This is a genomic window from Pseudomonas azotoformans (genome assembly GCF_001579805.1).
Lineage (GTDB): Bacteria > Pseudomonadota > Gammaproteobacteria > Pseudomonadales > Pseudomonadaceae > Aquipseudomonas > Aquipseudomonas azotoformans_A.
Map to the genome: position 1 here is coordinate 4,177,238 of NZ_CP014546.1, position 17,887 is coordinate 4,195,124.

At 63.0% G+C, this 17,887-nt stretch carries 16 protein-coding genes; 4 read left to right on the forward strand and 12 right to left on the reverse strand.

From position 1 onward, the window contains the following. Positions 1-7: 7 nt before the first annotated feature. The 11 genes from AYR47_RS19335 to AYR47_RS19385 all read right to left on the reverse strand — a co-directional run bounded on the left by AYR47_RS19335 (position 8) and on the right by AYR47_RS19385 (position 12,874). Complete coding sequence (locus tag AYR47_RS19335) at positions 8-949, reverse strand: D-isomer specific 2-hydroxyacid dehydrogenase family protein (protein ID WP_061436367.1); 942 nt, start codon at positions 947-949, stop codon at positions 8-10. Further along, positions 946-2,124, reverse strand: a complete 1,179-nt coding sequence (locus AYR47_RS19340; RefSeq protein ID WP_061436369.1) for an acyl-CoA dehydrogenase family protein — start codon at positions 2,122-2,124, stop codon at positions 946-948. Before AYR47_RS19340 ends, AYR47_RS19335 begins: the two co-directional genes overlap by 4 nt. 10 nt (positions 2,125-2,134) lie before the next feature. Beyond that, the gene (locus tag AYR47_RS19345; RefSeq protein WP_033897163.1) at positions 2,135-2,818 is read right to left on the reverse strand and encodes a peroxiredoxin-like family protein; all 684 of its coding nucleotides are present in this window, start codon (positions 2,816-2,818) and stop codon (positions 2,135-2,137) included. Then, positions 2,815-4,164, reverse strand: a complete 1,350-nt coding sequence (locus AYR47_RS19350; RefSeq protein WP_061436371.1) for an LLM class flavin-dependent oxidoreductase — start codon at positions 4,162-4,164, stop codon at positions 2,815-2,817. The genes AYR47_RS19345 and AYR47_RS19350 overlap by 4 nt, the downstream gene beginning before the upstream one ends. Positions 4,165-4,177: 13 nt before the next feature. Then, entirely contained in the window at positions 4,178-5,152 is a 975-nt protein-coding gene (locus AYR47_RS19355) for an ABC transporter substrate-binding protein (protein ID WP_061436372.1), read from the reverse strand. A 156-nt stretch (positions 5,153-5,308) separates the two neighbouring features. Continuing rightward, on the reverse strand, positions 5,309-5,674 hold the full coding sequence (locus AYR47_RS19360) for a 4Fe-4S dicluster domain-containing protein (RefSeq protein ID WP_061436374.1): 366 nt from the start codon (positions 5,672-5,674) through the stop codon (positions 5,309-5,311). Beyond that, positions 5,671-7,197 (reverse strand): FAD-dependent oxidoreductase, encoded by a 1,527-nt coding sequence (locus tag AYR47_RS19365; RefSeq protein ID WP_061436376.1) that lies wholly within the window; start codon positions 7,195-7,197, stop codon positions 5,671-5,673. Before AYR47_RS19365 ends, AYR47_RS19360 begins: the two co-directional genes overlap by 4 nt. 10 nt (positions 7,198-7,207) lie before the next feature. Then, the gene (locus AYR47_RS19370; RefSeq protein WP_061436378.1) at positions 7,208-9,661 is read right to left on the reverse strand and encodes a TonB-dependent receptor plug domain-containing protein; all 2,454 of its coding nucleotides are present in this window, start codon (positions 9,659-9,661) and stop codon (positions 7,208-7,210) included. A gap of 96 nt (positions 9,662-9,757) precedes the next feature. Then, positions 9,758-10,588: a TauD/TfdA dioxygenase family protein gene (locus tag AYR47_RS19375; RefSeq protein ID WP_033897169.1), complete on the reverse strand. Its 831-nt coding sequence runs from the start codon at positions 10,586-10,588 to the stop codon at positions 9,758-9,760. A gap of 94 nt (positions 10,589-10,682) precedes the next feature. Then, complete coding sequence (locus tag AYR47_RS19380) at positions 10,683-12,266, reverse strand: rhodanese-related sulfurtransferase (RefSeq protein ID WP_033897170.1); 1,584 nt, start codon at positions 12,264-12,266, stop codon at positions 10,683-10,685. Further along, positions 12,263-12,874 (reverse strand): cysteine dioxygenase, encoded by a 612-nt coding sequence (locus tag AYR47_RS19385; RefSeq protein ID WP_033897171.1) that lies wholly within the window; start codon positions 12,872-12,874, stop codon positions 12,263-12,265. Before AYR47_RS19385 ends, AYR47_RS19380 begins: the two co-directional genes overlap by 4 nt. A gap of 212 nt (positions 12,875-13,086) precedes the next feature. Here AYR47_RS19385 and AYR47_RS19390 point away from each other — a divergent pair, with 212 nt between their 5' ends. Further along, positions 13,087-13,992, forward strand: a complete 906-nt coding sequence (locus AYR47_RS19390; RefSeq protein ID WP_016980074.1) for a LysR family transcriptional regulator — start codon at positions 13,087-13,089, stop codon at positions 13,990-13,992. Between the two features lie 107 nt (positions 13,993-14,099). Then, on the forward strand, positions 14,100-14,894 hold the full coding sequence (locus tag AYR47_RS19395; RefSeq protein WP_061436380.1) for a class II aldolase/adducin family protein: 795 nt from the start codon (positions 14,100-14,102) through the stop codon (positions 14,892-14,894). Between the two features lie 40 nt (positions 14,895-14,934). Here AYR47_RS19395 and AYR47_RS19400 read toward each other — a convergent pair whose 3' ends face one another. After that, positions 14,935-16,017 carry an LLM class flavin-dependent oxidoreductase gene (locus AYR47_RS19400; protein WP_061436381.1) on the reverse strand — a complete coding sequence of 361 codons (1,083 nt, stop codon included), beginning with the start codon at positions 16,015-16,017 and terminating at the stop codon, positions 14,935-14,937. A 274-nt stretch (positions 16,018-16,291) separates the two neighbouring features. Between AYR47_RS19400 and AYR47_RS19405 the strand changes: the two genes are divergently transcribed. Beyond that, a complete protein-coding gene (locus tag AYR47_RS19405; RefSeq protein ID WP_033897174.1) occupies positions 16,292-17,113 on the forward strand; it encodes an ABC transporter permease in 822 nt (273 codons plus the stop codon). Position 17,114: 1 nt separating this feature from the next. After that, complete coding sequence (locus tag AYR47_RS19410) at positions 17,115-17,873, forward strand: ABC transporter ATP-binding protein (protein WP_033897175.1); 759 nt, start codon at positions 17,115-17,117, stop codon at positions 17,871-17,873. Positions 17,874-17,887 lie beyond the last annotated feature (14 nt).

Consider the following 17,887-nt stretch of genomic DNA (forward strand, 5'->3'; position numbering starts at 1 on the left):
AAGGCGATCAATTGGCGCGGTTGTAGAGCTCAACATTGGCCACATACCGCTCCAGATTCGCCAAGAACGTCTCGGCAATCTCCTCTTTGCTGTTGGTCGAAATGGCCGAGGTATGCGGTGACAACCGCACACGCGGGTGGCTGTACAACCGATGCCCATCCGGCAGCGGCTCCGGCTCGGTCACATCCAGCGATGCCAGCCCGATCTGCCCATTGTCCAGTGCTTCCAGCAGGGCCTCCTGATCCAGCAACCCACCGCGTGCGATATTGATCAGGTGCAACCCCGGCTTGGCGCTGCCCAACACGTCACGGTTGATGAGCTGCCGCGTGGACTCGGTCAGCGGTGCCGCCACCACCAGGTGATCGGCGCGGGCGAATAGGTCGTGGATGTCGTTGGCAGCTTCTACGCCCGCGCTGAACGGCGCCAGGCTTTGGCGCAGCGCTACGACCTTGATCCCCAGGGCCAGGGCTTTTTGCGCGAGGCGTTCGCCTATCGCACCAAACCCCAGGATGCCCAGGGTGGTGCCCTTCAGTGGACGCAACGCGGTGAAATTCCACTGCGAATCCTTTACCCAGATGTCCGGCAAATGCTTGGAGGCGGCAAAGATCGCGGCCAAGGCAAACTCGGCCAGGTTGTCAGCGGCACTGCCACGGGAGGTGGTCACCGGCGGGCCGTTGAACAGCCATTGCGGGTAGAAATCGATGCCCGACGACACCAGGTGCACCCATTGCGCGCCGTACGGCCAACCCGGTGGCGGGGTGTCCGGCGCGGTGTAGCCGCGCACATTTATCGGGCGCAGCAGCAGGATATTCGCCTGGGGCGGCAGGTCGCTCGGTACGCCAACGGGCACGCCGATCACCTGGGCCTCGGGATGGATCTTTGCCAGGCGGTCGCGAATCACTTCATTGAAATCTTCATCCAGTTGGCTGGCAATAATCACCTGACTCATGTGCGTTCCTTCTGGCGTTGGGCGAAGACGGCCTTGCCGACGCCTTGCAATACGGCGTCGTTCTGCGGGGTATGTACGCGGCTGCACAGCACGTCGCGGTAATGCCGTTGCAACGGGCTATGGCGCGACAGGCCAGGGTTGCCCGAGGCTTCGATGGCCAGCTCCACGGCGCGGATCGCATTGTTGGTCACCAGGTACTTCAACTGCGCCGCATGGGCGGCGGGGGTGTGGCCTTCGGCGGCTGCGTCGAGCAGGCTGCGGTTGGCGAACAGCAGGGTGTCGATATGGCCGACGGTTTCCTGGAAGCGCGGTAAGGTCGACAGGGCAGCACCGAGGTTGGACGGCGCGCGTTCTTCCAGCCAGTTCACCAGCCAGTCCCGCGCAGCCTGGGCTACGGCGTCGTATACCGAGGACAACAACACCGACATCCACAGGAAACCTTCGCCATCCAGCTCCGGCGACGGCGCGCTCCAGGGGCTGACGCTGACGGCGTGGTCCAGCGGCACCAGCACGTTGTCGAGCACCACTTCATGGCTACAGGTGGCGCGCATGCCCAGGTGGTCCCAGGTGTCGATGATGGTCACGCCGGGACTGTTTTTGGGCACCAGCCAGGCGCCTACCAGTGGGTCGGCATCGTCACTGCGGCCCCACACGCTGAACCAGCTCAGGCCATGGCTGCCGGTGGAGTAGATCTTGCGGCCGCTGATGCGCCAACCCTCGGCGGTGCGCACCGCAGTGGTCGCCGGCAGGCCGCCACGGGCCGGGGTGCCAAGGTCGGGTTCGACGCGCAGGGCGTTGATCAGTGCGCCGTTGCGCACGGCGTCTTCGGCCACTTGGGTGCGCAGGTGGGCGGGCCAGGTCTTGCTGTCTTGCAGGCGTGTGTGTTGCAGGTACTGCATCACCAGGATCAGCGCGGTGGACGGTTCGCCCTTGGCAATCGCACTGATGGCCTTGCGCGCCTGGGGCAGGCTGGCACCGCCGCCGCCCAGGGCCTTGGGCACGGTGAGGGCGACCAGGCCATGCTGGTGCAGCAATTGGAAGTTGGCATGGGGGAAGGCGCCGCTTTCGTCAAAGACGTGCGCGGTGCTGGCCAGCTCGGTGGTGAGGTGTTCGAGCAGGGCGTCGAAGTGGGCGACTTCCACGGAGCGTAAGGAAGGTTGCGAGGATTGGCTCATGGGGGTGTCCTTAAATCGCGAGTTGCACAGGCTGTTGGGCAAGTAGCTGTTCAACGGCTTGCAACACCGGCTCAGCTTCCGTGCGCACCAACCAATCCGGGCTCACTTCCACAAACGCCACGCTGCCATCCCTGGCAATCACCACCACCGTTGGTTGCGGCAATTCCCAGGTGCCGGTACCCGTGGTTTCTCCGATGGGGTTGCCCTTGGCCAATGCGGCGTTGCGCGACGCCTCATCAAAACTGTAGAGAATGCCAAGGCGTCGGCCGAGGTTGTTATCGGGGTCACTGGCCACCAGCAACTGCAGGTTATGACGGGTCTTGATCTCCACCAGGCGCTCCGGCACCTGCGGGCTCACCGCTACCAGCGGCACACCGAGTTCGCGCAAGCGTGGGTAGAGTTGGCGCTCGTAATAGGGCAGGGCGATGTTGCAGGCCGGGCAGCCGGCAAAGCGGAAGAACACCAGCACTGCCGGGCCGTCGGCCAGCAGCAGCTCACGGTTCAACTCGCCGCCTTCTACAGTGAGCAGGGTGAACGGGTCCAGTTCGTCGCCCACCTGTACGTAGTCGTCGGGTCGCGCTTCATCCACCAGGCGCTGGCGCTGGTCGATATTGATCTTCAGCGACTCCGGCGCCCAGGTCGCGACACGCTCGGCGTGCAGGTCGGCCAACTGACGGTTGAGGGATTCACTCATGCCAGCGCCTCCTGCTGCTCTTCAACCTCGGCGGCGACGCTGTAGCGGTTGACCGGCATCGCCAGGCCCAGGTTGTCACGCAGGGTCTGGCCGCTGTAGTCGGTGCGGAACAGGCCGCGTTGCTGCAACACCGGCACCACCAGCTCGGTGAAGTACTGCAAGCCATCCGGCAGGACCGAATTGATGATGAAACCATCGCTGGCGCCGGTTTCGAACCAGGTCTGGATCGCATCGGCGACTTGCTCCGGGGTGCCGACAAAATCGCGCTTGGGTCGCGAGAAACGCAGGGCCACTTCACGCAGGGTCAGGCCTTCGTCCTTGGCCAGTTGCTTGATGCGGTCGGAACCGCCTTTCTGGCTGTTGGAACCGAGGTCACCGAGTTCCGGGAACGGCGCGTCCAATGGGTACTTGCTGAAGTCGTGGTCGTTGAATGGGCGGCCGAGGGCGACGATCGCATCCTCTACGGTGACCAGGTCCACGGCCTGCTGGTAGCGGCTTTCCACTTCGGCCTCGTCGCGGCCGACAATCGGGCGGATACCCGGCAGGATCGACAGGCTGTTGGCGTCGCGCCCAAAGCCTTTGGCACGGCGCTTCAGGTCTTGGGCATAGGCCAGGCCTTCCTCGATGCTGTCCACATGCACAAAGATCGCGTCGGAGTTTTCTGCGGCGAAGTTGCGGCCATCTTCGGAGGTGCCGGCCTGAAAAATCACCGGCTGGCCCTGACGTGAACGCGCGATATTCAGCGGGCCTTTTACCGAGAAGAACTCGCCCTTGTGGTTCAGCGCATGCAGCTTGCTTGGAGTGAAGAATTCGCCGGATTGCTTGTTGTAGGCAAAGGCGTCGTCTTCCCAGGAATCCCACAGGCCCTTGACCGCGTTCACGTGTTCCTTGGCGATGCGGTAGCGCACGGCATGGGGTGGGTGCTCGGCCTTGCCGAAGTTGTCGGCGGTGCCGCTCAGCCACGAGGTGACCACGTTCCAGCCAGCGCGGCCGCCGCTGATATGGTCCAGGGACGAGAACTGGCGCGCCACCTGGTAGGGCTCGGTGTAGCTGACGGTCACGGTCGCCACCAGGCCGATGTGGGTGGTGATCGCTGCGAGCGCCGACAGGATGGTCAGCGGCTCGAAACGGTTGAGGTAATGCGGGCTGGATTTGGCGTGGATATGCAGGCTATCGGCGATGAACACGAAGTCGAACTTGGCAGCTTCGGCCAGTTCAGTCTGCTGTTTGTAGAAACCAAAGCTAGTGCTGGCGTTGGGTTGGGCGTTCGGGTGGCGCCATTCGCCCCAGCCGTGACCGACACCGTGGACCATTGCACCCAATTTTAAATGGCGTGGCTTGCTCATGTTCTGCTCCTGATTAGCGCGAGGCTTGGGAAAGGGGGACACGCTTGGCGTTGAAGCTCTTGTCGAAGCCCTGTGACACGTCGATATGCTTGAGCAACAGGCCTTCTTTTTGGTAGGTGTCGGCGGTCGCTTGCAGGCCGCTGATGACCGCGTCGTCGATGGCGACTGGGGTCAGGTGGGTGTCCTTGGCGACTTCCACATGCACGGCCAGCGGCAGGCCGGTGATCTTGGCCTGGGCGGCCGCGTATTCATTGGGGTGCACGTTGGCCCAGGCATAGGCGCGATCAAGACGGGCGACAAAGTCATCCAGTTGCGCGCGCTTGTCGGCGATAGCCTGGCTGGTAGCCGCGAGGTACAGGTGATTGCTCAACAGCTTGTTGCCGCTGATCAGCACGCGGGCCTGGCTTTGCGAGGTGACCACGGTGGTGTACGGGTCCCAGGTGGCCCAGGCGTCGGCGGTGCCGTTATCCAGCACCAGGCGCGACTCGCTCGGCAGCAGGAAAATGAATTGCACATCCTGGGTGGTCAGCCCGGCCGTGGCCAGGGCCTTGATCGCCAGGTAATGGCCGATGGAACCGCGCCCGGTGACGATTTTCTTGCCCTTGAGATCGGCGACAGTTTTGATCGGCGAGTCCTTGGGCACCAGTACGGCCGTGGTGTTGCGGCCTTCGGCGTGAATGATGCTGACCACCTTGAGCGACGCACCGGCCCCCAGGGCGAACACGTAGGGCGCGTCACCGAGGGCGCCGATGTCCACGGCGCCAGCGTTCAGTGCTTCGCCCAGCGGCGAGGCAGAAGGGAACTCCGACCATTGAATCTGGTAAGGCACATTTTTGGCTTCGCCGGAGACTTCCAGCAGCGCCTTGATCGTGGATTTCTGATTGGCCACGCGCAGCGGTTGCAGGTCGGCGGCATGGCTGCTGCCGATCAGGCCGAAGGCGAGGGCGGCGCCCAGGAGCAGGCGCTTGAAGGGGGTGGTAAAGACCATGGGATACAGGCTCCAGGCAGATCAAGAAGGGGTTCGTTTACCTCCGCCTGGAGAAGGGGTCGGTGAGTGAGTTAACGTTATTCCCATAAAAACCCGCTGTGAAGTTCTTTTTGGTTATATGTTAATTATCAAAATAATTCATTATGAGTAGATTGATTATTCACTAATTGCATTTGTTGATGGGGTGCGGGCGAGCGCGAAGATGCCATCCATGCGCCAGTGCTCGTTGCGATGGGCAGGATCATCGGCCCATTCGTCCCACCCGGAGTCGCGGCGGTATTGGCCGAGCAAGCCGGCTTCACGCACTGCCACGGGGTCAGGATGACGCAGGTGTTCGACGTCCGGGTCGACGTACAGCGCGTCGCTGCTGCAATACAACTCGCACATGAAGCAGGTCTGGCAGGCGTGTTGCTCAGCAATCAGCGGTTTGCCGGCTGTGTCGGCGGCAAGCACATTGGTGGGGCACACCGCGACGCATTGGCCGCAGCCGTTGCACAGGTCGGAGTAGATCAGTTCGATCATTGGGGTTGGCCTAGATGGATTGAGTCAAAGCGCGCCTGTATCTGGTCCACGCCCGACAGCCGCAGATGCGCGTCGTACTGCGAGCGCTGTCCAGGCGTATCGCTGCGCTGGTGCATGCCACGACTCTCCTTGCGCAGCGCGGCGGCGGTGTAGCACCAGCGCGCAGTGGCAGCCATGGCGGCGGTTTCGCGGGCGCGCAGGGGGTTGCCGGTGAGGGGCGTGGATTGCAACTGGTCCCAGACGTTGTCGAGTTCACGCAACGAACGCTCCAGTTGATGGCCGCTGCGAAACAGGTTCTTGTCCAATGGATGCACTTCGGCCTGGATACGTTGGACCAGCTCTGCGCTGCCCCCCGAGGCACCCTCGAACCCGCGTAGCGCGCCGTGATACGCGGCCTTCTGCCGTGCCAGTCGCGCCGCTCCACGGCCCGCCCATTGCCCGGTCGACAGGGCCCACGCCGAGTTCTGCGCACCACCGCCGGAGGTGGCGCCGGCAATCGGTTCACGGCTGGCGGCATCACCGGCGGCGAAAACCCCGGGCACGCTGGTCTGGCAATCATCATCCATCAGCCTGAGCCCGCCGACGCCACGGATGGTGCCCTCAGGGTGGAGGGTCACGGCAAATCGCTCGCGGTAAGGATCAACCCCGCGTCGGTCAAACGGCAGCATCAGGTTCGGCTGGATACTCGGCAGTTGCGCGCGGATGTCCGCAGGGACCCGATTCAAGCGGCAATACACCGGGCCATTGAGCAGTGCCTTGGCCAGGTCCTCGGTAAAGCTCGGGCCGCCATTGATGCTTAACGGACGATCCGCCGCATCGAAGTACTCACCAAAGCTGTACACCATCGAACGGGTCATGCTGCTGCCGGCCGCCGCGATGCAGTAGTAGTTGGAGAACTCCATGCCCGACAGTTCGGCGCCGGCTTCGGCCGCCATCAGGTAACCGTCGCCGGTGTTGGTGTGGCTGCCCAGCAAGCGGGAGAGAAACGCACACCCTCCGGTGGCGAGTACCACGGCGCCGGCGCGGATCAACCAGTCGCCGCCGGCCTGGCGCCGCCAGCCACGGGCGCCGACGACGCTGCCGTGGTCGTCGCGCAGCAGTTCCAGGGCGGGGTGGTGATCGAGAATCTTCACGCCGCTGTCCAGCACCCGACGGCGTAGGCCGCGCAGGTATTCCGGTCCGCGCAGGCCACGGTATTGGGTCTGGCCCTGTTCGTTTTGCGGGAAGGCGTAGTAGTCGCTCAAGCCTGGCAGGCTGGTCCAGGTGGTCTCGATGGCGCGGGCCATCCAGCGTGCATCCGCCAGGCCGTAGGCGGTGCCCAGGCGTTTGTCGATGGCGGCTTCGCGGGCGCCGGGTGGCACCCACCAATGGCCAGGCCCGGCGGTGGCGGTGACGCCGCTGGTGCCGCAGTAGCCCTTGTCTACCAGGATCACGCTCACGCCTTCGCGTGCAGCGGCGATGGCGGCCCAGGTGCCGGCCAATCCACCGCCGACAATCAATACGTCACAGCTCAATTCAGTCATCGCCCAGGCCTCAGAAGTTGTACGCCAGGCGCGTGTAGTAATACGCGCCGCCAAAGCCGAAGGGCGAGAACTGCCCGTATTCGTAACCACCAGCCCAGTCCTTGATGCCTTTTTTGTCGGGGTAGACGTTGAACAGGTTGTTGGCGCCCAGGGCGATGGTGAAGTGCTGGTTGATGTCGTAGGCGGCGTCGATATCGCTGATCCACTTGGCGCTGAATTTGCGGTCGTTGATCGGGTTATTGTCGCCTTCGGTGTAGCTGCCGAAGCGGGTCAGGGCCAGGTTGAGGGTGTAGGCGGTGACTTTCCAGTTGGCCGCCAGGATCAATTTGGATTGCGGTGTGGCGACGGTCAGGTCCTTTTGCAGGCGGCGGTCGAAAATCTGGTAGTTGGCGCCCAGCCCGGCCAGCGCGGGCGGGGTGTCCTGGAGTTTTTCGATCTTGGTCTGGTTCCAGTTGTAGGCCAGGCTCCAGCGCACTTGGCCGTACTGGTCCAGTTGCTGGCGGTATTCGTTGATGATGTCGACGCCACGGGTGCGGGTGTCCACCGCGTTGGTGTAGTACTGCGCGTACAACCCGGGCGACAGGCCGTTGGCAACCAGCACCTGGGACACCGCCGGCCCGCCCAGCAGGCTGGTGGACACGATGCGGTCGCGGATGCCGATCTGGTACAGGTCGGTGGTCAACCGGTAGTTCTGCGTGGGTTCGTAGGTGAAGCCGAAGCTGTAGTTCAGCGATTTCTCCGGCTTGAGTTTCTCGGCGCCCAACGCCTGGGCTTCAGGCGTGTCCACCGGCAACACCTTGACCGGCACCGAGACCTGCTGGCCGTTGACCACGCCGCCGGAAGTAAAGGTGGATGACGCGTAAATCGTCTGCGCCAGCGAGGGCGCACGGAAGCCGTTGTTGATCGTGCCGCGCAGGGCAAACTCAGGCGTGAGCTTGAAGCGTGTCGACAACTTGCCGCTCCAGGTGCTGCCGATGTCCTGGGTGTAGCGCTCGTAACGCGCAGCGGCGCCGACGTACCAGCGGTCGGTCACGTCCAGGCCCAGGTCGACATAGCTGGCGACGTTGCTGCGGCTGATCTCCCCGGCATCCGCTGTGCTGGTGCCGTTGTACGAGGCCAGCCCCGGCAGCGGCGTCTGCCCGGCGAACGGCCCGCTCGGCAGCACGTAGTTGCCGGGCGTATAGGACGCATAGTCACCGGCTTCGATCTGGTACTTCTCCCAGCGATACTCAAAGCCGAACGCGGTTTGCAGCGGGTGGGCAAGGCCGATATCAAAGCGGCGGCTGAGGTCCAGGTTGTTGGTCCACTGGTCAAAGATCTGCGAGGCCAGGTTGAACGAGGTCGGGCTGGTGGGACCCCAGGACGGGTTCAGCGTGTTGTTGGCATTGAGCGTGGAGTCGTCTTCGCCCCAGGTCGAGCTGATGTCGTAATCCCAACCGCCGACCAAGCCTTTGAAGCCACCGGCCACCTGGAAGTCCTTGGTGCGGTTGCGCCGTTGCGCGTGGATGCCGTCGGGGTAGGGTGTGTTCGGGTCGCCGGCCAGGGCGGTGATTTCGTTGGGGCGGTAGTTGCCGGTGACCTTGGTGGTTTCCAGGTAGCTGGCGGTGGAGAACGAGTAGAACTTGAGGTCGTCCTGCAGCGGCAGTTCCAGGTTATAGCTGGCGTTGGTGACCTTCTCGCGGCCCAGGCCATAGCTGGGGTTCCAGCCGTGGCGGTTGACGGTCTGGTCGCGGCTGTCGGGTGCGGCGGCGGTGCCGTACAGACGCCCGGTGGCGCTGCCGGTACGGTCGAAGGGTTCCTGTTCCTTGACGTCCAGCGCCAGGTTGGCGAAGCCGTCGTTGGGCAGCGCCAGGCCGTAGTTGACAGTCTGGTGCACGGTGTCGCCGTCGCCCGCACCGTAGCGGCCGAACGAGGTTTCGGCGCTGCCACCGCTGTCGTTTTCCTTGAGGATGATATTGATCACCCCGGCGATTGCATCCGAGCCGTACTGGGCGGACGCACCGTCGCGCAGTACTTCGATATGGTCGATGGCCGACACCGGGATCAGGTCCAGGTTGACCGGCACCGCCGCCGTACCGATGCGCGCGAGGTTGTTGATCAGCGCGGTGTTGTGGCGGCGCTTGCCGTTGACCAGCACCAATACCTGGTCACCGGAAAGCCCGCGCATGGTCACGCCGCGGACCGACCATGAGGTGCCACCGCCGTTGATCGCCGGCAGGTTGAACGACGGCAGCAGACGCGCCAGCAGTTCCTTGAGGCCGACCTTGCCGCTGGCTTGCAGCTGCTCGGCGCTGATCACGTCGATGGGCGACGGGCTGTCGGCGAGGGTGCGGGCCTGGTTGCCTCGGTTGCCGGTGACGACGACGGTGCCGAGGGTTTTGTCGGGGGCTTCGGCTTGGGCTGGGAAGTTGATGGCGAGCAGGCTCAGCGCTGCTGCGCAATAGTGAAAGCGCGATGGAGGCATGGGACTATTTCCGAAGGACGAGAGAGCGCCGCCGACCCTTTGTGGGAGCGGGCAAGCCCACTCCCACAGGGGATCTTTGTTGTGGTTGAAAGGGCGTCAGGCCGCGTTGGCCGCTCTTACCCGATGCGGAATATCGTCATAGGCAATCAGCACCCGCTCCATGCGACGTGGGTAGTCGCCATAGTTGTAGACCGGATAATGCAGGGTGGAGCGGTTGTCCCAGAACGCCACCGAACCGGGGCGCCATTTGAAACGCACCTGGTGTTCCGGCTTGTTGAATTCCAGCAGCAGACGGTCGATCAGTTGCTTGCTCTGTTGCGGCGTCCAGCCGATCACCGAAGGGTTCTGCGAGAAGTTGATGAACAGGCCGTCTTCGCCGGTTTCCGGGTGGGTGCGTACCAGCGGGTGGGCGAGGATCGGGTAATCGTAGCCGACCTTGTCCAGGGACTTCTTGAAGTCGTGCACCACGTGCAGGTCGTCGATTTCGGCGCGCAGTTCATCCGGTAAGGCACGGTACACCGCACCGGCATCAGCCCACAGGGTGTCGCCGCCGACTTCTGGCAAATCCACCGCACGCAAGACCGCGCCAAGGGTGGGTTGCAGCAACCAGCTGGTGTCGGTGTGCCAACGGCCACTGATGCGCGGGCCGTAGAGCTTGCGTTCGTCCTGGGCTTCGATCAGGTGCGCGTGCGGCAGCGTCGGGTCGTTCTGCTGGGTGGTGGGATGTACGTACAGTTCGCCGAATTCCTTGGCGAAGGCGATCTGCTGCTCGGTGTTGATCGCCTGATCGCGGAAGAACAGCACCTTGTGCTTGAGCAGCAGTTCGCGCAGCTCGTCACGCAGGGCGGTGGTCAGCGGCTGGCGCAGGTCGATGCCGGCGATTTCGGCGCCGATCGTGGGTTCCAGGCGGGTGATGTGCAGGGTCATGCGGGTGTCCTCTCGTATGTGGGTTCAGCCTCCGCCTGGAGAGGGGTCGGATGTCGGGCCTGCACCCGGTGTGGGGGCAGGCAGGTTGGGTGAGTCAGATCACGTAGAAACCATGGGTGCCGTCGCGGGCCAGTTGGTCGACCAGGCCGAATTCCCAATCCAGATAGGCCTGCATGGCTTCCTTGGGGTTGTCGGTGCCTTCGTACGGGCGGCGGTAGCGGTCGATGCGCGGTGAGGCCAACTGAGTTTCACCTTCTTCCAGCGGCAGTTGCGCGTTGATCCAGCCAGCGGTGCCGTCCTGTAGCAGGAACACTTGCTTGCCGGTGAGGGCTTCGACTTCGGCCACCGCCAGGCGCGCCAACTGGCTGCTGCCGCAGGTCAGCACGTAGCGTTGGGCGGCGGGCACCTTGCCCAGGGCCTGGGGCAGTTGTGCGCGCAGGGCCCACCAGGCACCGGGGATGTGGCGCTTGACGTAGTTGGCGCTTGCGGTGAAGTCCAGCACCACGGTGTCGCCATGGCCGAGCCAGTCGCTGAGGGTTTGCGGGCTGATCAGTTCGGCTTGGGCGGGCGCCGGAACCGGCGCGACCCAGGCGCCTTTCTCGCTGAAGTGCGCCGGTTGCAGGTTATCCAGCACATGCACTTCCCAGCCCAGTTGCGCCAGCCAGGAGGCGGACATGTTGGCGCGCACACCGTCGTCATCCGCGAGTACCAGGCGTGCGCCACGCACACTGGCGACGTGGTCGGTTTCCTGCACCAACTGGCCGCCGGGTGTGGAGCGTGCGCCGGGCAGATGGCCGGCTTCAAATTCTTCCGGCGTGCGTACGTCGAACAGGTAAGTAGTACGCGTCGCTTCCTGCTGCCAGGTGTGCAGATCGGCCAGGGTCGCACGACCCACGCGGGCTTTGTCGGCAACGCGGCGCGCATCGGCGGCGGCGACCTGGCGATGTTCTTCCGAGGTCGGCGCAAAGCGGCGTGACTGGCCATGGGCGAGTTTCTGCCCGGCCAGGGTCCAGCCGATGGTGCCGTTGCGCAGCGCTGACACCGGGTTGGCCACGCCGGCATTGATCAGCGACTGGGTGCCGATAATGCTGCGGGTGCGTCCGGCGCAGTTGACGATGATGCGCGTGGCCGGGTCCGGCGCCAGCTCGCGGGCGCGCAACACCAGCTCGGCACCGGGCACGCTGATGCCGGTGGGGATGCTCATGGTCTGGTATTCGTCGAAACGCCGCGCATCGAGCACCACCACATCGGCCTGGCTGTCGAGCAGGGCCTGTACTTCCTCGGCGGCCAGCGACGGTGTGTGCCGCTCGCTCTCTACCAGTTCGCCAAACGCCTTGCTCGGCACGTTCACGTCGATGAACAGCTCGCCACCGGCCTTGCGCCAACCGTCCAATCCGCCTTCAAGCAGGCTGACCTGGGTGTAGCCCAAGGCGACCAGGCGCTCGGCAGCACGGGCCGCGAGGCCTTCGCCGTTGTCGTAGACGGTGACCTGGGTATCGCGCCGTGGAATGCGCGAATACACCTCCAGCTCCAGTTTGGACAGCGGTATGTTCGCGGCGAACAGCGGGTGGGATTCGGCAAACGGCGCCTCTTCGCGCACGTCGATCAGGGCCACTTCTTGATGGTCCAACAGGGCCTGGCGAAGCTGGGCAAAGCTGCGGGTGGATACAGTCGTCATAGGGCAGGGCTCTTTTCTTTGGACAAATCCCAGATATTCGGGAGGAAGGCGTTGGAATAACCGGAGATAAACAGTTTCTCGCTGCCGTCGGGCTGGTACACCGCCCGGCGCACCGCACCGATATTGGCGCCGTACACATGGATACTGATGGACACCTGGTCGCTGTGGGCATTGCTCACCTGGTGGATGTCGCCGACCTTGGGCGACACGGCTTCAACCTGGCCCGGCACCAACTGGATCGGTTTGCCTTCAGCCACCAGGCGGCCATCCGGCGCGCGCTCGAAGCCTTGGGAAAATTCCGCACCGCGCAGCATGCCGATCAGGCCCCACACCCGGTGGTCATGGATCGGTGTGCTTTGCCCCGGCCCCCACACAAAACTGACGATGCTGAAGCGCTGGCGCGAGTCGGCATGCAGCAGAAATTGCTGATAGCGCTCGGGATCGGGCTGGGCGAACGCATCGGGCAGCCAGTCGTCATGGCTGACCAGTTGCGCCAGTAGCTTGCCGCCACGGTGCAACAGGTCGCCTTCGCGTGGATTGCCGTCGATCAATTCCGCCAGGGCGCCGATGAAGGCTCTGAGTCTTTCGGGGTGCTTGGCCTGGGTCATGACAATTCCATGGTCGGTGGTGATGGGATTATCTAAGCATAATGTTTATAGTTAATATGCTATTTTTTAATGATTAGCTTATAGCTGAAGGTAATTTAGAACCGGTCTGAATAGCGTTAGACGTTATCGAGCACAGCGCGGGCTATCCAGACAGCGTTCCTGCAACTATGCTTCGCACACATCTTAATGACTGTTCTCTATGTGCGGCCCAAATGAAAATTGACGATATCGATGCCTTTGTCGAAGTGATTCGTTGCCAGTCCATCAGCCATGCCGCCGAGTCGTTGCAACTGACCCAGCCGGCCATCACCCGCCGCGTGCAGAACTTCGAGCAGGCGCTGGGCGTGGAGCTGTTCGACCGCAACACCAAACCCCTCAAGCCTACGCTGATCGGCACCCGCGTCTACGAGCAGTGCCGGCTGATTCTGCGCGAGATGGATGCGCTGCGTGAACTGGTGGCCACCGACGCTCCGCCCACCGGCGTGCTGCGCCTGGGTGTGCCGCAGACCATCGGTGATGTGGTGCTGCTCGATGCGCTCAAGCACCTGCGTACTGAATACCCGGACCTGCGTGCCCAGGTCGCCACGGGCTGGGGCAGCCAATTGGTCGGCAAGATCGAGCGCGGCGAGCTGGATGCGGCGGCGGCGTTGTTCCCGGCGGGCAAGATCTTCCCGGACAACATCATCGGCGAGTCCATCGGCAAGATGGAACTGGTGGTGGTCTGCGCCAAGGCCCAACTGCCCAAGAAGCCTTGCAAGCTGGCGGATGTGTACCAGAATGGCTGGATCCTCAACCCGGACGGCTGCGGTTTCCGCGCGGGGTTGCAGCGGACCCTGTCCGATCAGGGCCTGGCATTGCGGGTGAACCTGGAGACGTTCGGTACTGAGCTGCAATTGGGCCTGGTGGCGGACGGCCTCGGCCTTGGCCTGGTGCCACGTCCGTTGCTGGAACGCAGCGCACACCGCGAGCAACTGGCGGTGATGCCGCTCAAGGACTTCAAGCCGGTGATGGACCTGTGGCTGATCTATCCGCACTTCCTCGGTAACCTGCAGGGGCCGGTGGATGCGTTTGGCAAGTGGGTCGCGGCCTCGTTGCACAAGATCAAGGATGCAGCCTGATATGAAAAAAAATAATAATTAGCTTAGATTAAAATGTGCTTTTTATTATTTTTTTGCATCCCCTAGGCTTGCCTGGAAGTCCTTAAGGCCATCCAGGAAGTTTTGCCATGAGCAGCGTCACCTCGATTTCCAGCGTTTCCACCAATGTCCGCCAGCGCGTCACTCCGGAAGAATGGGAAGTGCGCGTCAAACTGGCCGCCGCCTATCGCCTGGCGGCCTTGTACAAGTGGACTGACCATATCTACACCCACTTCTCCGCCCGCGTACCGGGCCCGGACGAGCATTTCCTGATCAACGCCTTTGGCTTGTTGTTCGATGAAATCAGCGCGTCCAACCTGGTCAAGGTCGACCTTGACGGCACCATCGTCGACGACCCTACCGGCCTGGGCATCAACTATGCCGGCTATGTGATCCACAGCGCCATTCACGGTGCACGCCACGACCTGCAAGCGGTGCTGCACACCCACACCCGCGACGGTATTGCGGTGTCGGCGCAAAAAGACGGCCTGCTGCCGATCTCCCAGCATTCCATCGGTTTCTCCGGGCGCGTGGCGTACCACGGGTATGAAGGCGTTGCCCTCGACCTTGACGAGCGTGAGCGGCTGGTCGCGGATTTGGGTGATAAGAGTGTGATGATCCTGCGTAACCATGGGTTGTTGACGGCGGGCGTCAGTGTTGAACATGCGTTCCAGCAGCTGCAGCAGTTGGAGCGTGCGTGCAATATCCAGGTCGCAGCGCAGGCGGCGGGGAATGCGGAGTTGATTTTCCCGCCGAGGGAGGTGGTGGAGAAGGTTGAGCAGCAGGCCAAGGTGTTTGCCAGTGGCGAAGGACCGGGTGTGGCGCGGCATTGGAATGCGTTGATCCGGCAGTTGGAGCGCAGTGATACCGACTACAAGGACTGAATCTTCAGTGGGGGAGTTGGCTCACCAACTCCCCTGGGGATCAAGCCACTTGCTGGGCCTGCTCGCGTTCAGCGATCAACTGGCGGGTGAGAGGAATCAGGCGCTTGCCATAGTCAATGGCATCATTCAATGGATCAAACCCACGGATCAGGAACGTGGTGATCCCCAGATCGTAGTAATCCACCAACGCCTCCGCGACTTGCTCAGCGGTGCCTACCAGCGAAGTGGAGTTACCCTGTGCACCGAGCAACCCCGCAATCCCCGTCCACAAACGCTTATCCAGCCGCGATCCCTGCGCGGCCGCCGCGAGCAACCGGCGTGAGCCTTCATTCGGCGGTTCACGCCGCACAAAGCCATTTTTTTCGGCCAACTCGGTGGCCTGCTGCAAGATGCGCTCAGCCCGTGCCCACGCCAGTTCTTCGGTCTCGGCAAGGATCGGCCGCAACGACAAACTAAAACGAATCGTACGCCCATGCTTGGCCGCTTCGGCGCGCACCTGGGTCACGATCTCACGCACTTGTTCGTAAGTTTCGCCCCACAACGCGTACACATCGGCGTGCTTGCCCGCCACTTCGATCGCGGCTTTGGACGAACCACCAAAATACAGCGGGATATGCGGTTGTTGCGGCGACTTCACCGTGGAATGCGCGCCTTCGACCTGATAGTAGGTGCCCGAAAAATCGAAGGGCTGTTCGCGGGTCCATTCCTGGCGCACCACGCTCAGGTATTCGTCGGTACGGGCGTAGCGTTCGTCTTTACCGATGTGGCTGCCGTCGGCGCGCAATTCGCGATCATCGCCGCCGGTGATGATGTGCACCGCCGTGCGTCCACCGTTGAACACGTCCAGGGTGGCGAACTGGCGTGCCGCCAACGTGGGCTGGGCGAAACCTGGGCGGTGCGCAATGAGGAATTGAAGTTTTTGGGTCACGCTGGCGGCGTGGGACGCGATCAGCGTGCTGTCCGGGCTGTTGGAGTGGAAGGCCACCAGCGCGCGGTCGAAACCAGCCTCTTCGTGGGCGCGGGCCACGGTCTCCACATAGTCGGGTTGCAGGGTAGGGCCGCTGCGCGGGTGGATCTCGGAAGCGTGATGGCCGCCGATATAGCCGATGAATTCGATGCTCATGGTCTGTCCTTGTCTTGGGTGTGATTGGCACCTCCACCGGGCAGGGGGTCGGTTATTCGCGTCCAAAGTAGGGGCAGGGGGCAGGGCTGTAAAATGCCGATTGGTTCTAACCTAATTATTAAAATGTAGAATCATGATTTAGCTTTTTTATCAGTAATTTGCATTTTGTGCGCATTAGGTTATTCCTACAAAGACTTTCACGTCGGTTTTTTATGCGATTAGCATGACCCTGCAACGGCGTGCCTGGCCGTGACTTTTAGGGAATGAAAGCCTGATGAGCGAGACGATCACCGTCAACAAACGCGAGAGCGCAGCGAAAGTGGTGCGCACCTGGCGCCCTCCCGATGCCCTGCTACGGCTGATCAGTCCTATTGTGTTGTTGCTGCTGTGGGAGCTGGCGTCGCAAGTGGGCTGGATTCCTGCACGAGTCATCGCGGCGCCCTCGCAGATTGGCGGGACGTTATGGGCGATGATCGCCTCCGGCGAGCTGGGCAAGCACCTGCTGGTGTCGTTGCAGCGAGCGTTGTTTGGTTTGAGTATCGGCGTAAGCATAGGTGTGGTCGCGGCGCTGATTTGCGGCCTGTCCAAGCGCGGCGAGGTGGTCCTCGATTCGCCAATGCAGATGCTGCGCACCATCCCGTCCCTGGCCCTGGTGCCGCTGTTTATCCTGTGGTTCGGCATCGGCGAGTTCACCAAGATCGCGCTGATCGTAACGGGCACGACCTTCCCGGTTTATCTCAACCTGTTCGCCGGTATCCGCAATATCGATCCCAAATTGATCGAGGCGGCCAACACGCTGGGCCTCAACCGGCGTGAGCTGATCTGGCATGTGATTCTGCCGGGTTCGCTGCCGTCGTTCTTCGTCGGCCTGCGCTACGCCCTGGGCATTTCCTGGCTGGCCCTGGTGTTTGTCGAACAGATCAACACCACTGCCGGTATCGGCTTCCTCGCCAGTGACGCGCGCGACTTCATGCGCACCGACGTCATCGTCATTTGCCTGTTGATCTACAGCGTGCTCGGCCTGTTGATCGACGGCCTGATCCGCACCCTCGAACGCTTCGCCCTGGCCTGGCGGCCATCCTTTGTGAGGAACTGACATGTCGACGCTAGAAGCTCCCGTACAACTGCGCAACGTGGTTCGCCAGTTCGGCCAGCAGCGGGTCATCGATGGCCTGGACCTGGACATCGCCCCCGGCGAATTCGTGGCCTTGCTCGGCGCCAGCGGTTCCGGCAAGACCACGTTGCTGCGCAGCCTGGCCGGCCTCGACAGTATCGACAGCGGCCAACTGCGTGTGCCCAAGGCGCGAGCGGCGGTGTTCCAGGAGCCGCGCCTGATGCCGTGGAAGCGCGCCTGGAAAAACGTGGTGCTCGGCTTGCGCATTCCCGACGCCAAGGCCCGTGCCGTGCAAGCCTTGACCGAAGTCGGCCTGGCCCATCGCCTGGAGGCCTACCCGGCCACCCTGTCCGGCGGCGAAGCCCAGCGCGTGGCCCTGGCCCGTGGCTTGGTGCGCGAGCCCAAGTTGTTGCTGTTGGATGAACCGTTCGCCGCCCTCGACGCTCTGACCCGCATCAAAATGCACCGCCTGATCATCGAGCTATGGCGCAAGCACACCCCGGCGGTGTTGTTGGTGACCCATGATGTGGACGAGGCGATCCTGTTGGCCGACCGGGTGATCGTGCTGGCGGATGGCAAGGTGGCCGAGCAACTGACGATTGATCTTCCCCGCGCACGGGACACCGGCCAGGACGGCTTCCAGGCCATCCGCGCGCGCCTGCTGCACCTGCTCGGCGTGGAAGTGGGCATACCGGCGGCTCGGCCGACAGCAGTCAGCCTGCGACGGGTGGCCCAAGGCTGACCCTCGATAACGTT